General features: G+C 66.2%; 13 protein-coding genes. 7 read left to right on the plus strand and 6 right to left on the minus strand.

The window, feature by feature from the left end; genetic code table 11:
* Positions 1-230: 230 nt before the first annotated feature.
* The 3 genes from WS91_RS29395 to WS91_RS29410 all read right to left on the minus strand — a co-directional run bounded on the left by WS91_RS29395 (position 231) and on the right by WS91_RS29410 (position 4,004).
* Positions 231-461 carry a hypothetical protein gene (locus tag WS91_RS29395; protein WP_059581603.1) on the minus strand — a complete coding sequence of 77 codons (231 nt, stop codon included), beginning with the start codon at positions 459-461 and terminating at the stop codon, positions 231-233.
* Positions 462-565: 104 nt separating this feature from the next.
* Positions 566-802, minus strand: coding sequence for a hypothetical protein (locus tag WS91_RS29400; protein ID WP_038746422.1), 237 nt, complete (start codon positions 800-802; stop codon positions 566-568).
* Between the two features lie 1,042 nt (positions 803-1,844).
* Positions 1,845-4,004, minus strand: a complete 2,160-nt coding sequence (locus WS91_RS29410; RefSeq protein WP_059581600.1) for a M1 family metallopeptidase — start codon at positions 4,002-4,004, stop codon at positions 1,845-1,847.
* Between the two features lie 606 nt (positions 4,005-4,610).
* On the opposite strand from WS91_RS29410, the gene WS91_RS29415 reads away from it, so the two are divergent.
* The 4 genes from WS91_RS29415 to WS91_RS29430 all read left to right on the plus strand — a co-directional run bounded on the left by WS91_RS29415 (position 4,611) and on the right by WS91_RS29430 (position 9,051).
* Entirely contained in the window at positions 4,611-5,117 is a 507-nt protein-coding gene (locus tag WS91_RS29415; RefSeq protein ID WP_059671564.1) for an LEA type 2 family protein, read from the plus strand.
* Positions 5,118-5,561: 444 nt separating this feature from the next.
* Positions 5,562-6,680 carry an acyltransferase family protein gene (locus WS91_RS29420; protein ID WP_038746426.1) on the plus strand — a complete coding sequence of 373 codons (1,119 nt, stop codon included), beginning with the start codon at positions 5,562-5,564 and terminating at the stop codon, positions 6,678-6,680.
* Positions 6,681-6,882: 202 nt separating this feature from the next.
* Entirely contained in the window at positions 6,883-8,022 is a 1,140-nt protein-coding gene (locus WS91_RS29425; protein ID WP_059642501.1) for a methyltransferase, read from the plus strand.
* 135 nt (positions 8,023-8,157) lie between these two features.
* Positions 8,158-9,051, plus strand: coding sequence for a class I SAM-dependent methyltransferase (locus tag WS91_RS29430; protein ID WP_059671525.1), 894 nt, complete (start codon positions 8,158-8,160; stop codon positions 9,049-9,051).
* Between the two features lie 75 nt (positions 9,052-9,126).
* On the opposite strand, the gene WS91_RS29435 is transcribed toward WS91_RS29430, so the two are convergent.
* Complete coding sequence (locus WS91_RS29435; protein ID WP_059671526.1) at positions 9,127-9,732, minus strand: DUF1415 domain-containing protein; 606 nt, start codon at positions 9,730-9,732, stop codon at positions 9,127-9,129.
* 153 nt (positions 9,733-9,885) lie between these two features.
* Positions 9,886-10,515, minus strand: coding sequence for a TetR/AcrR family transcriptional regulator (locus tag WS91_RS29440; protein ID WP_059671527.1), 630 nt, complete (start codon positions 10,513-10,515; stop codon positions 9,886-9,888).
* A gap of 161 nt (positions 10,516-10,676) precedes the next feature.
* Here WS91_RS29440 and WS91_RS29445 point away from each other — a divergent pair, with 161 nt between their 5' ends.
* The 3 genes from WS91_RS29445 (at position 10,677) to WS91_RS29455 (ending at position 14,683) form a co-directional block, all read left to right on the plus strand.
* Complete coding sequence (locus WS91_RS29445) at positions 10,677-11,960, plus strand: MFS transporter (protein WP_038746439.1); 1,284 nt, start codon at positions 10,677-10,679, stop codon at positions 11,958-11,960.
* A 230-nt stretch (positions 11,961-12,190) separates the two neighbouring features.
* Entirely contained in the window at positions 12,191-12,796 is a 606-nt protein-coding gene (locus WS91_RS29450) for a nitroreductase family protein (protein WP_038746441.1), read from the plus strand.
* 624 nt (positions 12,797-13,420) lie between these two features.
* Entirely contained in the window at positions 13,421-14,683 is a 1,263-nt protein-coding gene (locus WS91_RS29455; RefSeq protein ID WP_059671528.1) for an Hsp70 family protein, read from the plus strand.
* A gap of 214 nt (positions 14,684-14,897) precedes the next feature.
* On the opposite strand, the gene WS91_RS29460 is transcribed toward WS91_RS29455, so the two are convergent.
* Positions 14,898-15,101: a cold-shock protein gene (locus tag WS91_RS29460; protein ID WP_038746448.1), complete on the minus strand. Its 204-nt coding sequence runs from the start codon at positions 15,099-15,101 to the stop codon at positions 14,898-14,900.
* Between the last annotated feature and the right edge of the window lie 284 nt (positions 15,102-15,385).

Raw genomic sequence — 15,385 nt, forward strand, 5'->3', positions numbered from 1 at the left:
GTGCGCGATGATTCGAGCGGATGGGCGATGAGAGGGGCGGGTGCGATTGCCGTTGGCTGCGGATCGCGTGTGCGTTGCGCGTGACGTATCGCGCCGGGCGCGATGTGAGGGCGTTCGGACTGCGTGCCCGGTGACGGGACCGGGCACGCACTAAGCATGACTAATCAAGTGGTCGACGACTGTGAATCGTTCGTCGTCGTCGCTTCGATAGTCGTCGCGTCGAGACGCGATCAGCTGCCCGTCAGCACGCCTTGGATGATGCCGACCGTGCTGGTCAGCGCGCCGGCGATGCCGTCGACCGTGTGCGTCAGGATCGCGCCTGCGCTGTCCGTCAGGTTCCCACCGAAGTTGTAGGCCGACTGACCGAGCAGCAGCACTTCGTTGCCGATGGCGCTGACCAGGTTGGTCAGCAGCGATGCGCCGCCGACCATGGCGATTTCTTGGTGATTGAGTTCTTGCATTGTGAATCTCCGAATGATGTGCAGGTGGCTGGAAAATCCATCGAGCGGCCGAGAGAAGGAGAGAAGTGTCCGTCGGCGCTCAATTGATCATCGGTGCGCCGCTATTACGCGGACGGGCCGGTGATGATGCTCGCGATGTTGGCGAGCGTGCCGCCGACGAGCGTTTCGCCGATCTGGACCACGCCCGTCGCGAAGCCAACGAGATCGTTCGTCAGGTTTGCGCCGAGGTCGTACAGCGCGCCGCCGTAAGCGCCGATCAGGCCCGTGAGGCCGCCGATCAGGCCGCCGCCCACCGTTGCGCCGCCGACGAGATCGATCTCTTGTTGGTTGAGTTCTTGCATTGCTTTTCTCCAAGTAATTGCCAGATGGCCCATCTGGCGGGGCAGATCTGCGACGCCGTTCGTGAAGCGCTGCAAATCAATCCGGTCTTCGACCATCGCTCGTCGCGGCGAGCGGATCGATGCATCGTGCACCGATCCGCTCGCGACGCCCGATGGTCGACTCATCTTCGTATCCGGCGCATCGTCGACGCAGGTCGCGATGCGCCTAACGCCTGACCCACGCTGTCTTCCCATGCCTTCGTCATCAGTCGGCCCCCGAACATGCTCTTGGATGAATAGCAACGTTCGTTCGTCGTCGAGCATTGCAGGTCGATCGTCGACGAACGGCGCCGAGCCGGAGGCAACGCGTATCGACCGGTTGCGACGCGGCCGTCGTGCGGCACGTCGCGCGGGATCGAACGAATGCGGTTGCGCAGGTTCAGCGGATTCGCTACGACACGGCGGCATGTTTCGATGCTCGCGTTGTCGTGGGGCAATTATCAAAGTTCGGTTTGATCTGTTAAGTTCGCTAGCGTACTCATCAACGCGGTGCGCTCGGCGGTTTAATCGTTGTTTAAAGCACGTCAAAAAACACGATGAACGAGTTCTAACGATCGAACGATTCGAGATTACGCGCGGATGAAGTTGCGAGACCGGCATCGGAGCGTCGAGCGTGCGATCCGCGCGGAGCGGCGTCGCTCGGCATCGCCGCGTGTCAGGGCCATGACGCGTGCGTAGAGGGGTTATTCGAGCGAGTGGCCGATAGGGTGGCGGGGAGATTCGATTCACCCGTCGCAAGAATAATTGTTAAATATTTTAAAATAATATCGTATTCCGAAAATAGGCGAGCGCCGAGTCGATTCGTATTCGCGCGACGCGCGCATCGGTTTTGTTTCGGCATGCCGCTCGAGCGTCGATTTTGACGAAATGGCGAAGATAAAAAACGGGCCTCCGATCGGAGGCCCGCATGGCGCACATTGCGTCGTGCGCCGCCGCTTCGCGGTTGCCGTCGCCGCGTGCTGCGCGGCGACGGGCGATGCAGGCGGCGACGTTCGCGTTCGGCTTATTGCGTCCGTTGTTGCCGCGGCGTGAACTCGCCCTGGTAACGCAACTGCGGACGTTCCTTCGGCGTCTCGAAGATCGACGGCACTTGACGCAGCTTCATCGCGGCCGGCGAGTTGATCGACGAGATGCTCGTCTCGCGCGACGGCGGCGCGAGATTCGATGCGACGAGCAGCGCGGCCTCGCTCTTCAGGTTCAGGAGCAGCACCGGGTCCGTCGACGCGTTGATTTGCGTGAGGAGTGCGCTCCATGCGGCGTCGCTGTAGTTCGTCACGTAGTAGTCGAACCCGCTCGGATTCGCGACGACGGCCGAGCAGCCGTCGAGGCGGATCTGCGTTTGCGTATCCTTCAGCGCGAGCGTCTTGCGATTGACGAGGCCGTTGCCGTAACCGAGCGTCACGGGAATCGTCCATTGCGCGCCCGGATACTTGTTCTTGTTCGGGAACGGCGACTGCTTGAGCGTCACGACGTTCTGGTTCTTCGTCAGATCGCACTGCGTATCGAGCGTCAGGAGCGGCACGCCGGTCTGACGCACGAAGCTGTCGCCGATCGGCCCGACCTGCTGCCCGCTCGCCGCGGAGAGCGTGTCCCACAGACGCTTCGGCGTGCCGTTGCCGAACGCGTAGTCGTTCAGGTATTGCTGAAGGCCCTTGCGCAGCGTCTCTTCGCCGAGATAGCCCTCGAGCATCTTCAGCACCATGCCGCCCTTGTTATAGACGAACGAACTCGCGCTCACGACGAAATCGTTCGACGCCCAGCCGTTGAAATTCGGCTGAATCGGGAACGCGTCCTGGCTGATGTCCTTGTTGATCACGCGATACTTGGAGCGGATGTGGTCGAGCCAGTTGAACTCGTCCGGGAAGAACTGGATCGTCGTCTTCGTTTCGAAGAAGCGCGCGAACGATTCGTTCAGCCAAACGTCGTCCCACCAGTCGGTCGTCACGAGATCGCCGAACCATTGGTGAGCGACTTCGTGCGTGAGCACCTGGTTGCCGTAGCGCGACATCGGCTTGCCCGGTTCGGGCAGGATGTCGTCGGCGAACTCGAGAATCGAGCCCCAGTTCTCCATGCCGCCGAAATTCAGGCCCTTCTGGTCCTTGAAGGCGTCGTTCGCCGCGACCGTGTCGAACTTCTTGAGCGGCAGCGGGATGCCGGTGTAACGATAGTAGTAATCGAGCGCCTGCTTCGTGCGTTGCATCGCGGGGCGCGCCCATTCGCGCATGCCGGGCGGCGTGAAGATGCGCAGATGCAGGCCGCGGCCGTCAGGCAGCGGGCTCGAGAAGTCGTCTTCGAGCACGTCGAACAGGCCGCCGCCGAAGAACACCAGATATGACGGCATCGGCGGCGTCTTCTCGAACGACACCAGCTTGTAGCCGCCGCCGACGTTCACCGCCGGCAATTCGGCCGCGTTCGACACGACGCGCCAGGCCTGCGGCACCTCGGCCGTCACTTCATAGGTCGGACGGAACGCGGGCTCGTCCCAGCCCGGGAACCATTGGCGCGACAGGTTCGTTTCGCCTTGCGTGAGGATCGCGCCGCTCGTCGTGCCGTCGGTGCTCTTCAGATCGACGCGGAAGATCCCTTCCGCCGCCGAGCAGCCCGGATACGGATCATTGCCGCAGCTGCCGCCCGTGTGGTTGACGGGGTCGTCGTACGACTTGAAGTTGATGATCCCTTGCCACTCCATATGCAGCGAATAGTTGCCCGGGGCGATCTGGCCGCTCGCGGGGCGCAGCTGATAGAAGTCGCCCTTGTCCTGCGGCGTCGCGATCAGTTGCACGTTGCCGGGCTGCAGCGTGATCCTGCCGTTCGCGAACTGGATCCGGTGGCCCGCGACGACGATCGCGTTGACGGGCTTGAGCACCTTGATCTCGACGTCCGCGCGGCCGTTGAACTGGTTCAGGTCCGCGTTCGGGCGGAACCATAGCTTGTAGTTGACGGGCACGACGGTGTCGGGCATTTCGACGGGCTTCGTGCTCTTGTCGACCGCGGCGGCGGGCGCCGTCGCGTTGCCGTTCGCGCTGTTGGCGCCGTTCGACGGGCTGTGCGCGGCGCCGAGCGACACGGCCGAGCCGGTGCCGCCGTCGTCGCCGCCGCAGGCGGCCAGCGCGAGCGCGCCGAGCAGGGACAGATATCGCAATCTACGATTGTTTATCCACATACTGAACCTCGAATTGAAAAGATAATCATTCGGTCCTGCATGAATTCGACGGGCAATAGTTCGCCTTCGCCGTCAATCGACAGCGAAATGAATTACCCCGGTTATATTCGGAAAGATTGCTGCGTGCTTACGTGAAAGTAATCATGGTTGGGTGCCCCCTTCGGATTCTGGTTTGTGAAGAATGGCCGGTGCGGCGGGAAACGCTTGCCGGCGGCTTTCGTCGCCCGTACGACCCCGATCGGCCGGGCGAGGCGGGCTTTTCCGCCTCCAGGCGGAACGTCAGCTTCGTCATGCGGCTTTAAGGAATGTCAGGCGATTCGAAAGATTGCTCAATATACTTGATGGATTAACGTAAAGGAATCAAAAAAAATTTGATGGGAAGTGGTTTTTCGATGCCTTCTTCTAATTCCGTTTTTGGAATGATTAATTCTCAAATAAAGCTAATTGAGCATTCGTAGTGCGCGGCCGGAAGGCGCGGAAAGTCGATCGAAGGACTACGAAAGATGAGCGTTGCGCATCGGGGGCGGCGCGGGCGGTTCGGCGGTCGTCGAGCCGCCGCTGGTTACAATGGCCGCTCCCGTGTCTTGCCCCGAGGAGTTGCCGTCGATGCATGCCTTGCACCGTTCCCACTCGTTCGTTGGTCGATTGTTCGCCGCATTCGTCGTGCTGCTCGCGCTCGGCGGCTGCGCGGCGTTGACCGCGCGTGATCCGGTTCGCGCGAGCGTCGTCGGTATCGAGCCGCTCGTCGGGCAGGGGCTCGAAATGCGCTTCGACGTGAAGCTGCGGCTCCAGAATCCGAACGATGCGCCGATCGACTACGACGGCGTCGCGCTCGATCTCGAGCTGAACGGCAGGCCGTTCGCGAGCGGCGTGAGCGACGTGCGCGGGACGGTGCCGCGTTTCGGCGAACAGGTGCTGAGCGTGCCCGTCACGGTGTCCGCGTTTGCGGCCGCGCGGCAGGCGTTCGGGCTCGCTGACGTGACGGAATCGGGCAAGCTGCCCTACGTGCTGCGCGGCAAGCTCGCCGGTGGAATGTTCGGCAGCGTGCGTTTCACCGATTCGGGCACGCTCAGCTTGCCCGCATCGTCGGGCGGTTACGGGCGCGGCTATTGAAATTGGATGCGAAGTGCGAGAGTCGCGGGCGATTGAGCGCGGGCACGCATCGATTGCCGTGCGCGTGAGAGTTCGTCCGCCGTTCGAGGCCGCCGCAATGCAAGCGCGCGAGTAGTGCGCGCGCTGTTTCGGCAGCGTTGTCCCGATCGGCCGACGTGCGGCGCGCAGCGCGCCGCGAGACGCATCTTACGCAGCCAGTCGTATTGCATGCCCGTATCACGTGACGCGACGTGCCGCGCGCATGCGTCTTCGAACGCGACGCGTCATGGGCCCGCTGATCGATTGCATCGACCGGCTCGTTGCGTGCGGTGCCGCACGGAAAGCGCGCGCGCGGCGCGCTACGGTAGCGTGACGAGGGGCGATGCCGCTCGGCGCGCTTGTGTGCGTCGGGTTCGCGCGCGTCGCCGTTTTGCGCGCAGCGCCAGCCGTACGATCTATCCTGCCATGTCCGATTCCACCAGCCCGAGCCGCTTCGCGCATGTCGATGCGATGCGCGCCGTCGCCGTGCTGTTCGTCATGTGGACGCACTACGCGGAGCTCTTCGACAAGCTCGCAGGCTCGCAGCACGTGCTCGACGCGGTGCAGCGTTCGGTGAACTTCGGGCGCATCGGCGTCGTCATCTTCTTCTGCATCAGCGGGATGCTGATTCCGACGAGCCTGCGAGGCGCGCCTGCGGAGGGCACGCGCCGCTTCGTCGTGCGTCGCTTTTTCCGGCTCTATCCGGCGTTCTGGCTGTCGCTGCCGCTCGGCTATCTCGTGTACTGGCTATTGTTCGGGCTGCGAATGGAGGCGTCCGGCCTGCTCGCGAACGTGACGATGATTCCGACGGCGTTCGGCAGCGATCCGGTGATGGGGCATTACTGGACGCTCGAAACCGAGCTGTATTTCTACGTACTGTGCGTGCTGCTGTTCAGCATCGGCGCACTGCATCGCATGCGCGACCTTTGCGCGGTGTGCGCGGGGCTGTGCGTGCTCTTCGTCGTCACGTCGGCGCTGCGGATCGTTCCGGCAAGCGCGCTCGGCCAGTACAAGGGGATGCTCTTTCACCTCGCGATCATGTTCTGGGGCGCGTGCTTCCGGCAAGCGTACGAGACGCCGTCGAAGACGTTCGACCTGATGCGCGGCCGCTTGCCGGTCTCGTATCGCGCGGCGACGATCGCGCTCGGCCTGCTCATCGTCGCGATCTCGCTGCTGATGGCGGCGGCGAACTGGCGACACCGCGATTTCGTGCACATGTCCGCATCGTTCGGCTACGTGCTCGGCATCGCGATTTTCGTTGCGCTCGCAACGGTATTGAAGATTCGCCTGCGGTTCTTCGCGTGGCTCGGCGAGATCAGCTACTCCATCTATCTGCTGCACGGCATTCCGCTGTATCTGTTGCTGTGGGTGTGCGAACGATACGGAATCACGGACCAGCCGCTCGGCGTGTACATGGCCTTGCCGATTCTGCCGGCGATCGCGCTGTCGTGGGCGAGCTATCGATTCTGCGAGGCGCCGTTCGTGCGCTTCGCGCATGCGTTGACGCCGAAGCGCCGCGCCGAAGCCATGACGGCGAAGGTCTGAGCGGCGAAGGTCTGAGAAAAGGGGCGCTGCGAGCGACGCGCGTTGCTCGCCTTCGTCGATCGCCGCGCCGATTGTCGACGCACAACGGCGTCGCGATCCGCCGCCGCGCGCCCGATGCATTTTGCCGGCCGGCGCAAAGCGCGGTACTGTGTCGTCCGCGGCGCGTCGCGCCGCCCATCGACTCAACGATTTCCGATTCCTCGTGACCGCTTTTCCCGAATTCCAATGGACCGACGCCGACGGCGTCGAGCACGCCGTTCGCTGGCGCTCCGAAGCCGGCTCGCCGCCGCCGCGCCGCGCGGTCGCGGCCGACGATCGCATGACGGCCGATGCCGCCTACCGCCTCGCGTGCGAAGGCACGGCGCTCATTTGGCAGGGCGACTTCCAGAACGCGCGCCAGTTGCTGCAGGCGCTCGCGCGCCGCATCGATCGCAAGCCGAAGAAGGCGAAGCCCGCGGCGACGCCCGTCGACGCGTTCAATCTCCACCGGATGGCGCAGGCGCAGCGCGCGCGCACGCTCGGGATGCTGCTGATCCCGCTCGAAGCCGACTATTCGATCGCGCTGCGACGTGCGCCGGATCTGCGGGCCGCATGCGAAGAAGCCTATGGCGCGGCGGGCGGCGAGCGCTCGATCGCGTCGCTGCGCGAGCTGCTCGGCATCGTCGGCGCGCACGAATGGCGCAAGAAGGGCGTGCCGCTCGCCGCGCTCGGCGGCGAGCGGATTCATCCGCACTACGGCGTGTTTTCGCCCGTGCGGGGCGAATACGTGGATCTCGTCGCGCGTGCGCCGCTGCCGTCGACGTCGCTCGCGTTCGACATCGGCGTCGGCACCGGCGTGCTCGCCGCGGTGCTCGCGTCGCGCGGCGTCGAGCGCGTGGTCGCGACCGATCAGGACGCGCGCGCGCGCGCCTGCGCGGCGGAGAACGTCGCGCGGCTCGGCTACGCGTCGCGCATCGAGATCGTCGAAGCCGATCTGTTTCCCGACGGGCGCGCGCCGCTCGTCGTCTGCAATCCGCCGTGGCTGCCCGCGCGGCCGAGCTCGCCGCTCGAATACGCGGTCTACGATCCGGACAGCCGGATGCTGAAAGGCTTTCTCGCGGGGCTCGCCGCGCATCTTTCGCCGGGCGGCGAAGGCTGGCTGATCCTGTCGGATTTCGCCGAGCATCTCGGCCTGCGCACGCGCGACGAACTGCTCGGCTGGATCGACGCGGCGGGCCTGAGCGTCGTCGGCCGCGACGACATCAAACCGGTGCATCCGAAGGCGTCGGACCCCGCCGATCCGCTGCATCGTGCGCGTGCGGCCGAGACGACGTCGCTCTGGCGTCTCGCCGCACGCGGCTGAGCCGGCCGGCGCGCGCGGCTCGGTACGAGGAGCGAGGCGGCCGGTTTTCGGTAAACTGTGACACTTCCACGCACGCTTTGATGCCGTCTGCCGCCGCCTGACTTCGGTCCTGAACGGCAGCCGGCCTGTCTCCCGATGTCGACCAAGACTTACGAAATCCGCCCGAACCAGTCGATCGAACTGCTGAAGGAACTGCACATCCTGACGCGCGACGGCAAGATGAATCAGGACAGCCGCCGCAAGCTGAAGCAGGTTTATCACCTGTTCCAGTTCATCGAGCCGCTTCTCTCGGACGTGGCGCGGGAAAAGGGCGGCGTGACGCTCGCCGATCACGGCGCGGGCAAGTCGTATCTCGGCTTCATCCTGTACGACCTGTTCTTCAAGGAGCGTCCGCTCGCCGGCTCGCACGTCTACGGCATCGAAACGCGCGAGGCGCTCGTCGCGCGCTCGACCGAGCTCGCCGCGCGGCTCGGCTTCGGCGGGATGTCGTTCCTGAATCTGTCGGTTGCCGATTCGATCACGTCGCCGCAACTGCCGGAAACGGTCGACATCGTCACCGCGCTGCACGCATGCGACACCGCGACCGACGACGCGATCCGCTTCGCGCTCGCCAAGCACGCGCGGCACATCGTGCTCGTGCCGTGCTGTCAGGCGGAAGTCGCGGGCGTGCTGCGCAAGAGCAAGGGGAAATCGCTCGCGAACGCGCTGACGGAAGTGTGGCGGCATCCGCTGCACACGCGCGAGTTCGGCAGCCAGATCACCAACGTGCTGCGCTGCCTGCAACTCGAGGCGCACGGCTATCAGGTGAGCGTGACCGAGCTCGTCGGCTGGGAGCATTCGATGAAGAACGAGCTCATCATCGCGCAATACAAGAACCTGCCGCAACGCAAGCCGGGCGAGCGGCTCGGCGAGATCCTCGACATGTTCGGGCTCGCGGAGTTGCGCGAGCGCTTCTTCGCGCCCGCCGCGCAGGCGGCCGCCGGCGCGAGCGCAAAGCCGGACGCCGCCGAATCCGAGCCGCGCGCGTGATCTTCGCCGCGTGACGCGGCGCTCGCGGCGTGCGGGGCGAGCGCACGGTGCGCCGGCGTTTCGCGCCGCATCGCGCTACTTCGCTTCTTTGTTCCCTTCGTTCTCTTCGTTCCCTTCGTCTGCGTCGCGCTGGGCCATCCAGTCGCGCCAGCCCGCATGGCCGAGGCGGCGCATCGTCGCCTGATTGCGTTCGTAGATGTCGGCCGCGTCCGGGAACGCGTCGGCGGCGCGTTCGATGCTCGCCTCGCGCAGCAGGTGCAGGATCGGATACGGCGCGCGATTCGTGTAGTTCTCGATGTCGTCGGGCCCGGCGCCGTCGAACTGATAGCGCGGGTGGAAGCTCGCGATCTGCAGCGTGCCTTCGAGCCGCAGTTGCTGAAGCAGGCGATCGGCGAACCAGAGCGCGTCGTTGTAGTCGAGAAAGTCGTCGAACGTGTTCGGAAAGATCACGAGCGTCGTGTCGATTTCGTCCGGATCGGCGGCCTCGAGGCGCCGCAGCTCGCTTTCGAGATCGGTCAGCGCCGCTTCCAGCGACGCCGCGCGGCTGATCGCATAGCGAATCTGCCGCTTCACGTGCACGCCCTTCGCGAACGGGCACAGATTGAGCCCGATCACCGCGCGCGCGAGCCAGTGGCGCGTGGCGGCGAGGATGTCGGCGTCGGGCGGAGAGACTTCGATCATGGCGGAAACGGCGTGGCGGTCAAGCCGCGATTGTAGCGGGCGCGGGCGGGGCGCGATGCGTCGGCGCCGCCGGCCGCATCGATCGGCTGCGAAGCGGCGATTGCGCGAAGATCGTCGCGCGTCGCGCGTGCGCCTGCCGCGCGCGCCGCCGCATCATGCGCACGCCGCGTCGACCAACTGCCGCGCGGCGCGCGGCGCGCCGCCGATCGGCGATGCGCCCGGCCGGTACGTCTGGCTCGCCGCGTATATGCCTTCGATCAGCAGCGCGAGCGCGTCGGCGAGCGCCTGCGGCTCGCGCGCGCCCGCGGCTTCAGAAAGCGCGACGAGCCGCGCCATCAGCCGGCCCTTGTTGTCGGCGACCGCGAGCCGCGCCGGGTGCTCGAGATTCGAAAACTCGGTCGCGACGTTGAGGAACGGGCAGCCGCGATAGCCGGGCTGCGACGCGCGCTGCGCGAGGTCGTCGAAATACTGGACGAGCTGCGCCTTCGGATCGCCCGGATGCTTCGCGGCGCTTGCGTCGAAGCGCTCGAAGAAGCATGTGTCCATCCGGTCGAGGTACGCGAGCACGAGCTCGTCCTTCGACGCGAACTGCCGGTAGAGGCTCATCTTGTTGACGCCCGCGCGCTCGACGACCGCCTCGACGCCCACCGCGCGAATCCCTTCCTGATAGAACAGCTCTTGCGCTGCGCGCAGCAGGTGCTGCTGCGCTTCCGAACCCGCCATCTGCGTGCTGCGTGTGCGACGGGCGGCCGGCTTGGCGGCCTTGGCGACGATGGTGGTCATGCTCGATCCCGACTACGAAAATTGAATGCTTGACATGTTACCGATCGGTCACTAGGATCGCAACGACTTGTGACCGACTGGTAACAAAGATCGGCGCGATTTCCCCTCAACCTCCGGCATGCCGATGCGATCGGCGGCGTGCCGCGTCAGGAGCGATTCGAATGAACTGGGCGGCAAAGCGGATAGGCGGGCGTTTCCATTACGGCTGGCTTGCGGCGGCGGTGGTGTTCCTCGTCCTGCTTGCGGCGGCGGGCACGCGCGCGACGCCGAGCGTGCTGATGGTGCCGCTCGAGCACGAATTCGGCTGGAGCCGCGCGGCGATCTCGCTCGCGATCTCCGTGAACATCGCGCTCTACGGGCTCATCGGGCCGTTCGCGGCGGCCGCGATGCAGCGCTTCGGCGTGCGTCCGACGATCCTCGCCGCGCTCGCCGTGATGGGCGCGGGCGTCGCGCTGTCGTCGACGATGACGGCGACGTGGCAGATGGTGCTGATCTGGGGCGTGCTGGTCGGCGGCGCGACGGGCGTCGCGGCGCTCACGCTGTCGGCGACGTTCGTCACGCGCTGGTTCGTCGCGCGGCGCGGCCTCGTGATGGGGCTGTTGACCGCGAGTTCCGCGACGGGGCAGCTCGTGTTCCTGCCGATGCTCGCGGCGATCGCGCAGCGTCACGGCTGGCGGCCCGTCGTGCTGACGGTCGCGATTGCGGTGGCCATCGCGGTGCCGCTCGTCGCGCTGCTGTTGCCCGAGCGGCCGTCCGACGTCGGGCTGCGCCCGTACGGCGAGCCGGCCGGCGCGCCGCGCGCGGACGACGGCGCGAAGCGCAACCCGATCGCGGTCGCGTTCGGCACGCTCGCGACGGCGTCGAAGACGCGCGACTTCTGGCTGCTGTTCTTCAGCTTCTTCATCTGCGGCGCGAGCACGAACGGCTACGTCGGCACGCACCTGATCGCGATGTGCAGCGACTACGGGATGACGGAGGTGCAGGGCGCGTCGCTGCTCGCGGCGATGGGCGTGTTCGACCTGATCGGCACGACGATGTCCGGCTGGCTGTCCGACCGCTATGACAGCCGCATGCTGCTGTTCTGGTACTACGGCCTGCGCGGGCTGTCGCTGATCTATCTGCCGCACGCGTTCGGCATCGACTTTTTCGGGCTGCCGCTCTTCGCGGTGTTCTACGGGCTCGACTGGATCGCGACCGTGCCGCCCACGGTGCGCCTCGCGACCGACGTGTACGGCAAGGACGCGGCGCCCGTCGTGTTCGGCTGGATCGTGGCGGGCCACCAGCTCGGCGCGGCGTTCGCGGCGCTCGGCGCGGGCATGCTGCGCGCGAGCCTCGGCACGTACACGGTTGCGTCGATGATTTCGGGCGGGCTGTGCATCGTCGGCTCGCTGATCGTGCTGCGGATCAATCGCGGGACGGCGCGGGTGTCGGCGAGCGCGGCGTGAACGGCCGGGCGGCGGCGGATGCCCGACATGTTCTTCGGCGTGCCCGGCGTGCCCGGTTTGTCGACGGTCCGACGCCGTTTCGGCGGCCGAGCGGCCGCGCCCGGCGCCCCTTTGCGCAAGCGTCGATTTGCATTTGCGCGCGCGACCCGGCAAGTTCATCGACAAGCGGTTATGCTGGCGTTTCTTTTTCCGGGCGACCGAGCCCTTTTTTCAAATTGGTGAGGAAACGCATGTCCGTCAAACCCGCTCCCACTTCCGTTTCGATCCACGATCTGATCGCCGGCCGCTGGAGCCCGCGCGCCTATTCGAGCGAACCCGTCAGCGCCGAGCATGTGCATGCGGTGCTCGAGGCCGCGCGCTGGGCGCCGTCCGCGTACAACGCGCAGCCGTGGCGCTTCATCGTGTTCGACCGCAGCAAGGACGAGGTCGCGTTCAAGCGAGCATTCGCGACGCTCGTGCCGTTCAACCAGGGCTGGAACGCGCCCGCGCCGGTGCTGATCGCGGTGACCGCGCACACGCTGACGTCGAAGGGCGAGCCGAGCCCGACGGCGCTCTACGACGCGGGCGCCGCCGCGATGTCGCTCGTGCTGCAGGCGCATGCGCTCGGCCTCGCCGCGCACCAGATGAGCGGCTTCGACGCGAAGGCGTTCCGCGACGCGTTCGCGATTCCCGCCGACGTCGAGCCGCTCGCGATCATCTCGATCGGTCACTACGGCGATGCCGACAAGCTCGATCCGGTGCTGCGCGAGCGCGAGCGCGCGCCGCGCACGCGTCATCCGATCGGCGAAGTCATCTACGAGCACGCGTGGCAAAAGCCGTTCTCGTCGGCGGCGTGACGTAGCGGAACGCGTATCGGGCGCGTGCGGCGTGCGCAGCGGCCCGGCTGTGCGCGTCGTGCGTTGCCGATGCGGGGCGGCCGCGTTCGGCGGCGGTCATGACCGGCGGCGGGCGTGCCGCGCCGCGGCCCGTGACGGCGGAAGCCGGCGCCGATGTGGCTGGCGGCTTCTGGGCGGCCGATGCGGTGAAGCGGCCGTCGAGCGGCGCGGCAACTTGTTGCGCGCCACGGTTTCGCGCCGCGATCGCCCCGCGGAGGCCGCTGCGCCGATGTCGGGGCAATCCCAGTGGGGCGATTCGGGGCCGGCGGCGGCGCCACGCGCCGCATTTGTCCGATTCCGAGTCCCGATCCGGCTGCGGCCGAGCGCGCGTTTCGCTTTGCGTCCGGGTCCGTCCGGGTCTGAACGGGAAGCCGCCTTCGATTCCGGCGAGCCGCGCGCACGAACGCCGGAACACGGGCTTCCCTCTCTCGCCGCCGCGCGCGTCCGCGCCTGCCCGCCGGCGTCGGGCGCATCGTCCCGCCGCATGCCCCCTGCATCCGGCCGCGCCCCGGTTGTGACGCGCGGCGGTTTCGTGATAAAAAGCCGGTCCTTCCGTTTTCGCACCGCCATCCGGCGGCCCGCCCCATGACTTACTGCGCGATCGACTTCGGCACGTCTAATTCCGCGGTCGCTTTGCCGCGCGACGGCGGCGCGGCCGGGATGCGGCTCGCCCCCGTCGAGGGCGAGCATCTGACGCTGCCTACCGCCATCTTCTTCAACACCGACGAAGGCAGCCGGGAATACGGCCGCTCGGCGCTCGCGTCGTACATCGACGGCTTCGACGGCCGCCTGATGCGCTCGATGAAGAGCATCCTCGGCTCGCCGCTCGCGGAAACGACGACCGATCTCGGCGACGGCTCCGCGATCGCGTACACCGACGTCATCGCGCTCTTCCTGATGCATCTGAAGCACAAGGCCGAGGCGTGCGCGGGCGGCGCGATCGGCCGCGCGGTGCTCGGCCGTCCGGTGTTTTTCGTCGACGACGATCCGCGCGCCGACCGCCTCGCGCAGCAGCAGCTCGAGGCGGCCGCGCACGCGGTGGGGCTCGCCGACGTGCAGTTCCAGTACGAGCCGATCGCCGCCGCGTTCGACTACGAATCGCGGCAGGACGCCGAGCGGCTCGTGCTCGTCGCCGATATCGGCGGCGGCACGTCGGATTTCTCGCTCGTGCGCGTCGGCCCCGAGCGGATGCGCCGGCTCGAGCGCAAGGACGACGTGCTCGCGCATCATGGCGTGCACGTCGCGGGCACCGATTACGATCGGCGCGTCGAGCTGACGGCGGTGCTGTCCGCGTTCGGCTACCGCGCGCTCGATCCGGAAGGCCGCGAACTGCCGAACCGGATCTATTTCGATCTCGCGACCTGGCACCTGATCAACACCGTCTACACGCCGAAGCGGGTGGGCGAGCTCAAGCTGATGAAGCATTTGTATGCGGATGCGCGCCATTTCGAGCGCCTGCTGCGCGTCGTCGAGCAGCGGCTCGGCCACGCGCTCGCCGCGCGCGCGGAGGAGGCGAAGATCGGCGTGTCGGCGGGCGGCGAGACGATGATCGATCTGAACGACGTCGAAGAGGATCTGCTGATCGCATTCGACGCGGACCAACTGATCGACGCGAGCCGCGACGAGACTACGCGAATCGTCGACGCCGCGCGCGAGACGGTGCGGCTCGCGGGGATATCGCCGCACGACGTCGGCGCGCTGTACTTCACGGGCGGCTCGACAGGGCTCGCGTTCCTGTCCGGCGCGCTCGCGGCGGCCTTCCCGGACGCGCAGCCCGTGTACGGCGACCGCCTCGCGAGCGTCGCGACGGGGCTCGGCATCCACGCGCAGCGCGTGTATGGCGGCTGACGCGGCTCGCCGGCGCGCGTTCGACGTCGGGCGTCTCGAGCGCTGACCGCGCGGCGGGCGTTCGAGCGACCAAAAACGCCCGAACGCCCCGAACACCGCGCGGGCGCGCGTGTCGCGCTGCCCGCAGGCGCGCCGGACACGCCGGCGAGCCGGACAAATAAAAAGCCCCGCCTGAGCGGGGCTTTTTACTGTGCTGCGAAATCTCGTGCTGCGCTTACAGCGGCTTGATGTTCGCTGCTTGCAGACCCTTCGGGCCGGTCTTCACTTCGAATTCGACCTTCTGGTTTTCTTGCAGCGTCTTGAAGCCTTCGGTGCGGATTTCCGAGAAATGCGCGAAGAGATCCTCGCCACCGCCTTCCGGCGTGATGAAACCAAAACCCTTAGCGTCGTTGAACCACTTGACGGTACCGGTTGCCATAACTTGTTCCTAAAAATGTAAAACAGGGCCAAAGCCCGGGGAGCGCATGAAAATCAAGGAAGGGGTAATGGGACCAACCGGAGTACCGTTGATGGGCGAACTACGAAAGAACCTATTCACTCGCCGCTTGAAATCCTGCCCCATCGTTTATACGACTATTCGATTCGGCGGTCAATCCTCTTCCATCATGTCTCAGGGTTATTGCCTAGTAAACGAGACATTAGAGCTTACAAAGCTTGCCATTGTCATGAATTTTTTGTAGGCGCGATCGATTTTTTGCGTCC

Origin of the sequence: Burkholderia sp. MSMB1498, assembly GCF_001526245.1 — a bacterium.
GTDB lineage: Bacteria > Pseudomonadota > Gammaproteobacteria > Burkholderiales > Burkholderiaceae > Burkholderia > Burkholderia savannae.

Coding starts and splice junctions, on each gene's coding strand:
- WS91_RS29395 (WP_059581603.1), bottom strand. CDS start 461: ATGCAAGAACTCAATCACCAAGAAATCGCCATGGTCGGCGGCGCATCG.
- WS91_RS29400 (WP_038746422.1), bottom strand. CDS start 802: ATGCAAGAACTCAACCAACAAGAGATCGATCTCGTCGGCGGCGCAACG.
- WS91_RS29410 (WP_059581600.1), bottom strand. CDS start 4,004: ATGTGGATAAACAATCGTAGATTGCGATATCTGTCCCTGCTCGGCGCG.
- WS91_RS29415 (WP_059671564.1), top strand. CDS start 4,611: ATGCATGCCTTGCACCGTTCCCACTCGTTCGTTGGTCGATTGTTCGCC.
- WS91_RS29420 (WP_038746426.1), top strand. CDS start 5,562: ATGTCCGATTCCACCAGCCCGAGCCGCTTCGCGCATGTCGATGCGATG.
- WS91_RS29430 (WP_059671525.1), top strand. CDS start 8,158: ATGTCGACCAAGACTTACGAAATCCGCCCGAACCAGTCGATCGAACTG.
- WS91_RS29435 (WP_059671526.1), bottom strand. CDS start 9,732: ATGATCGAAGTCTCTCCGCCCGACGCCGACATCCTCGCCGCCACGCGC.
- WS91_RS29440 (WP_059671527.1), bottom strand. CDS start 10,515: ATGACCACCATCGTCGCCAAGGCCGCCAAGCCGGCCGCCCGTCGCACA.
- WS91_RS29445 (WP_038746439.1), top strand. CDS start 10,677: ATGAACTGGGCGGCAAAGCGGATAGGCGGGCGTTTCCATTACGGCTGG.
- WS91_RS29450 (WP_038746441.1), top strand. CDS start 12,191: ATGTCCGTCAAACCCGCTCCCACTTCCGTTTCGATCCACGATCTGATC.
- WS91_RS29455 (WP_059671528.1), top strand. CDS start 13,421: ATGACTTACTGCGCGATCGACTTCGGCACGTCTAATTCCGCGGTCGCT.
- WS91_RS29460 (WP_038746448.1), bottom strand. CDS start 15,101: ATGGCAACCGGTACCGTCAAGTGGTTCAACGACGCTAAGGGTTTTGGT.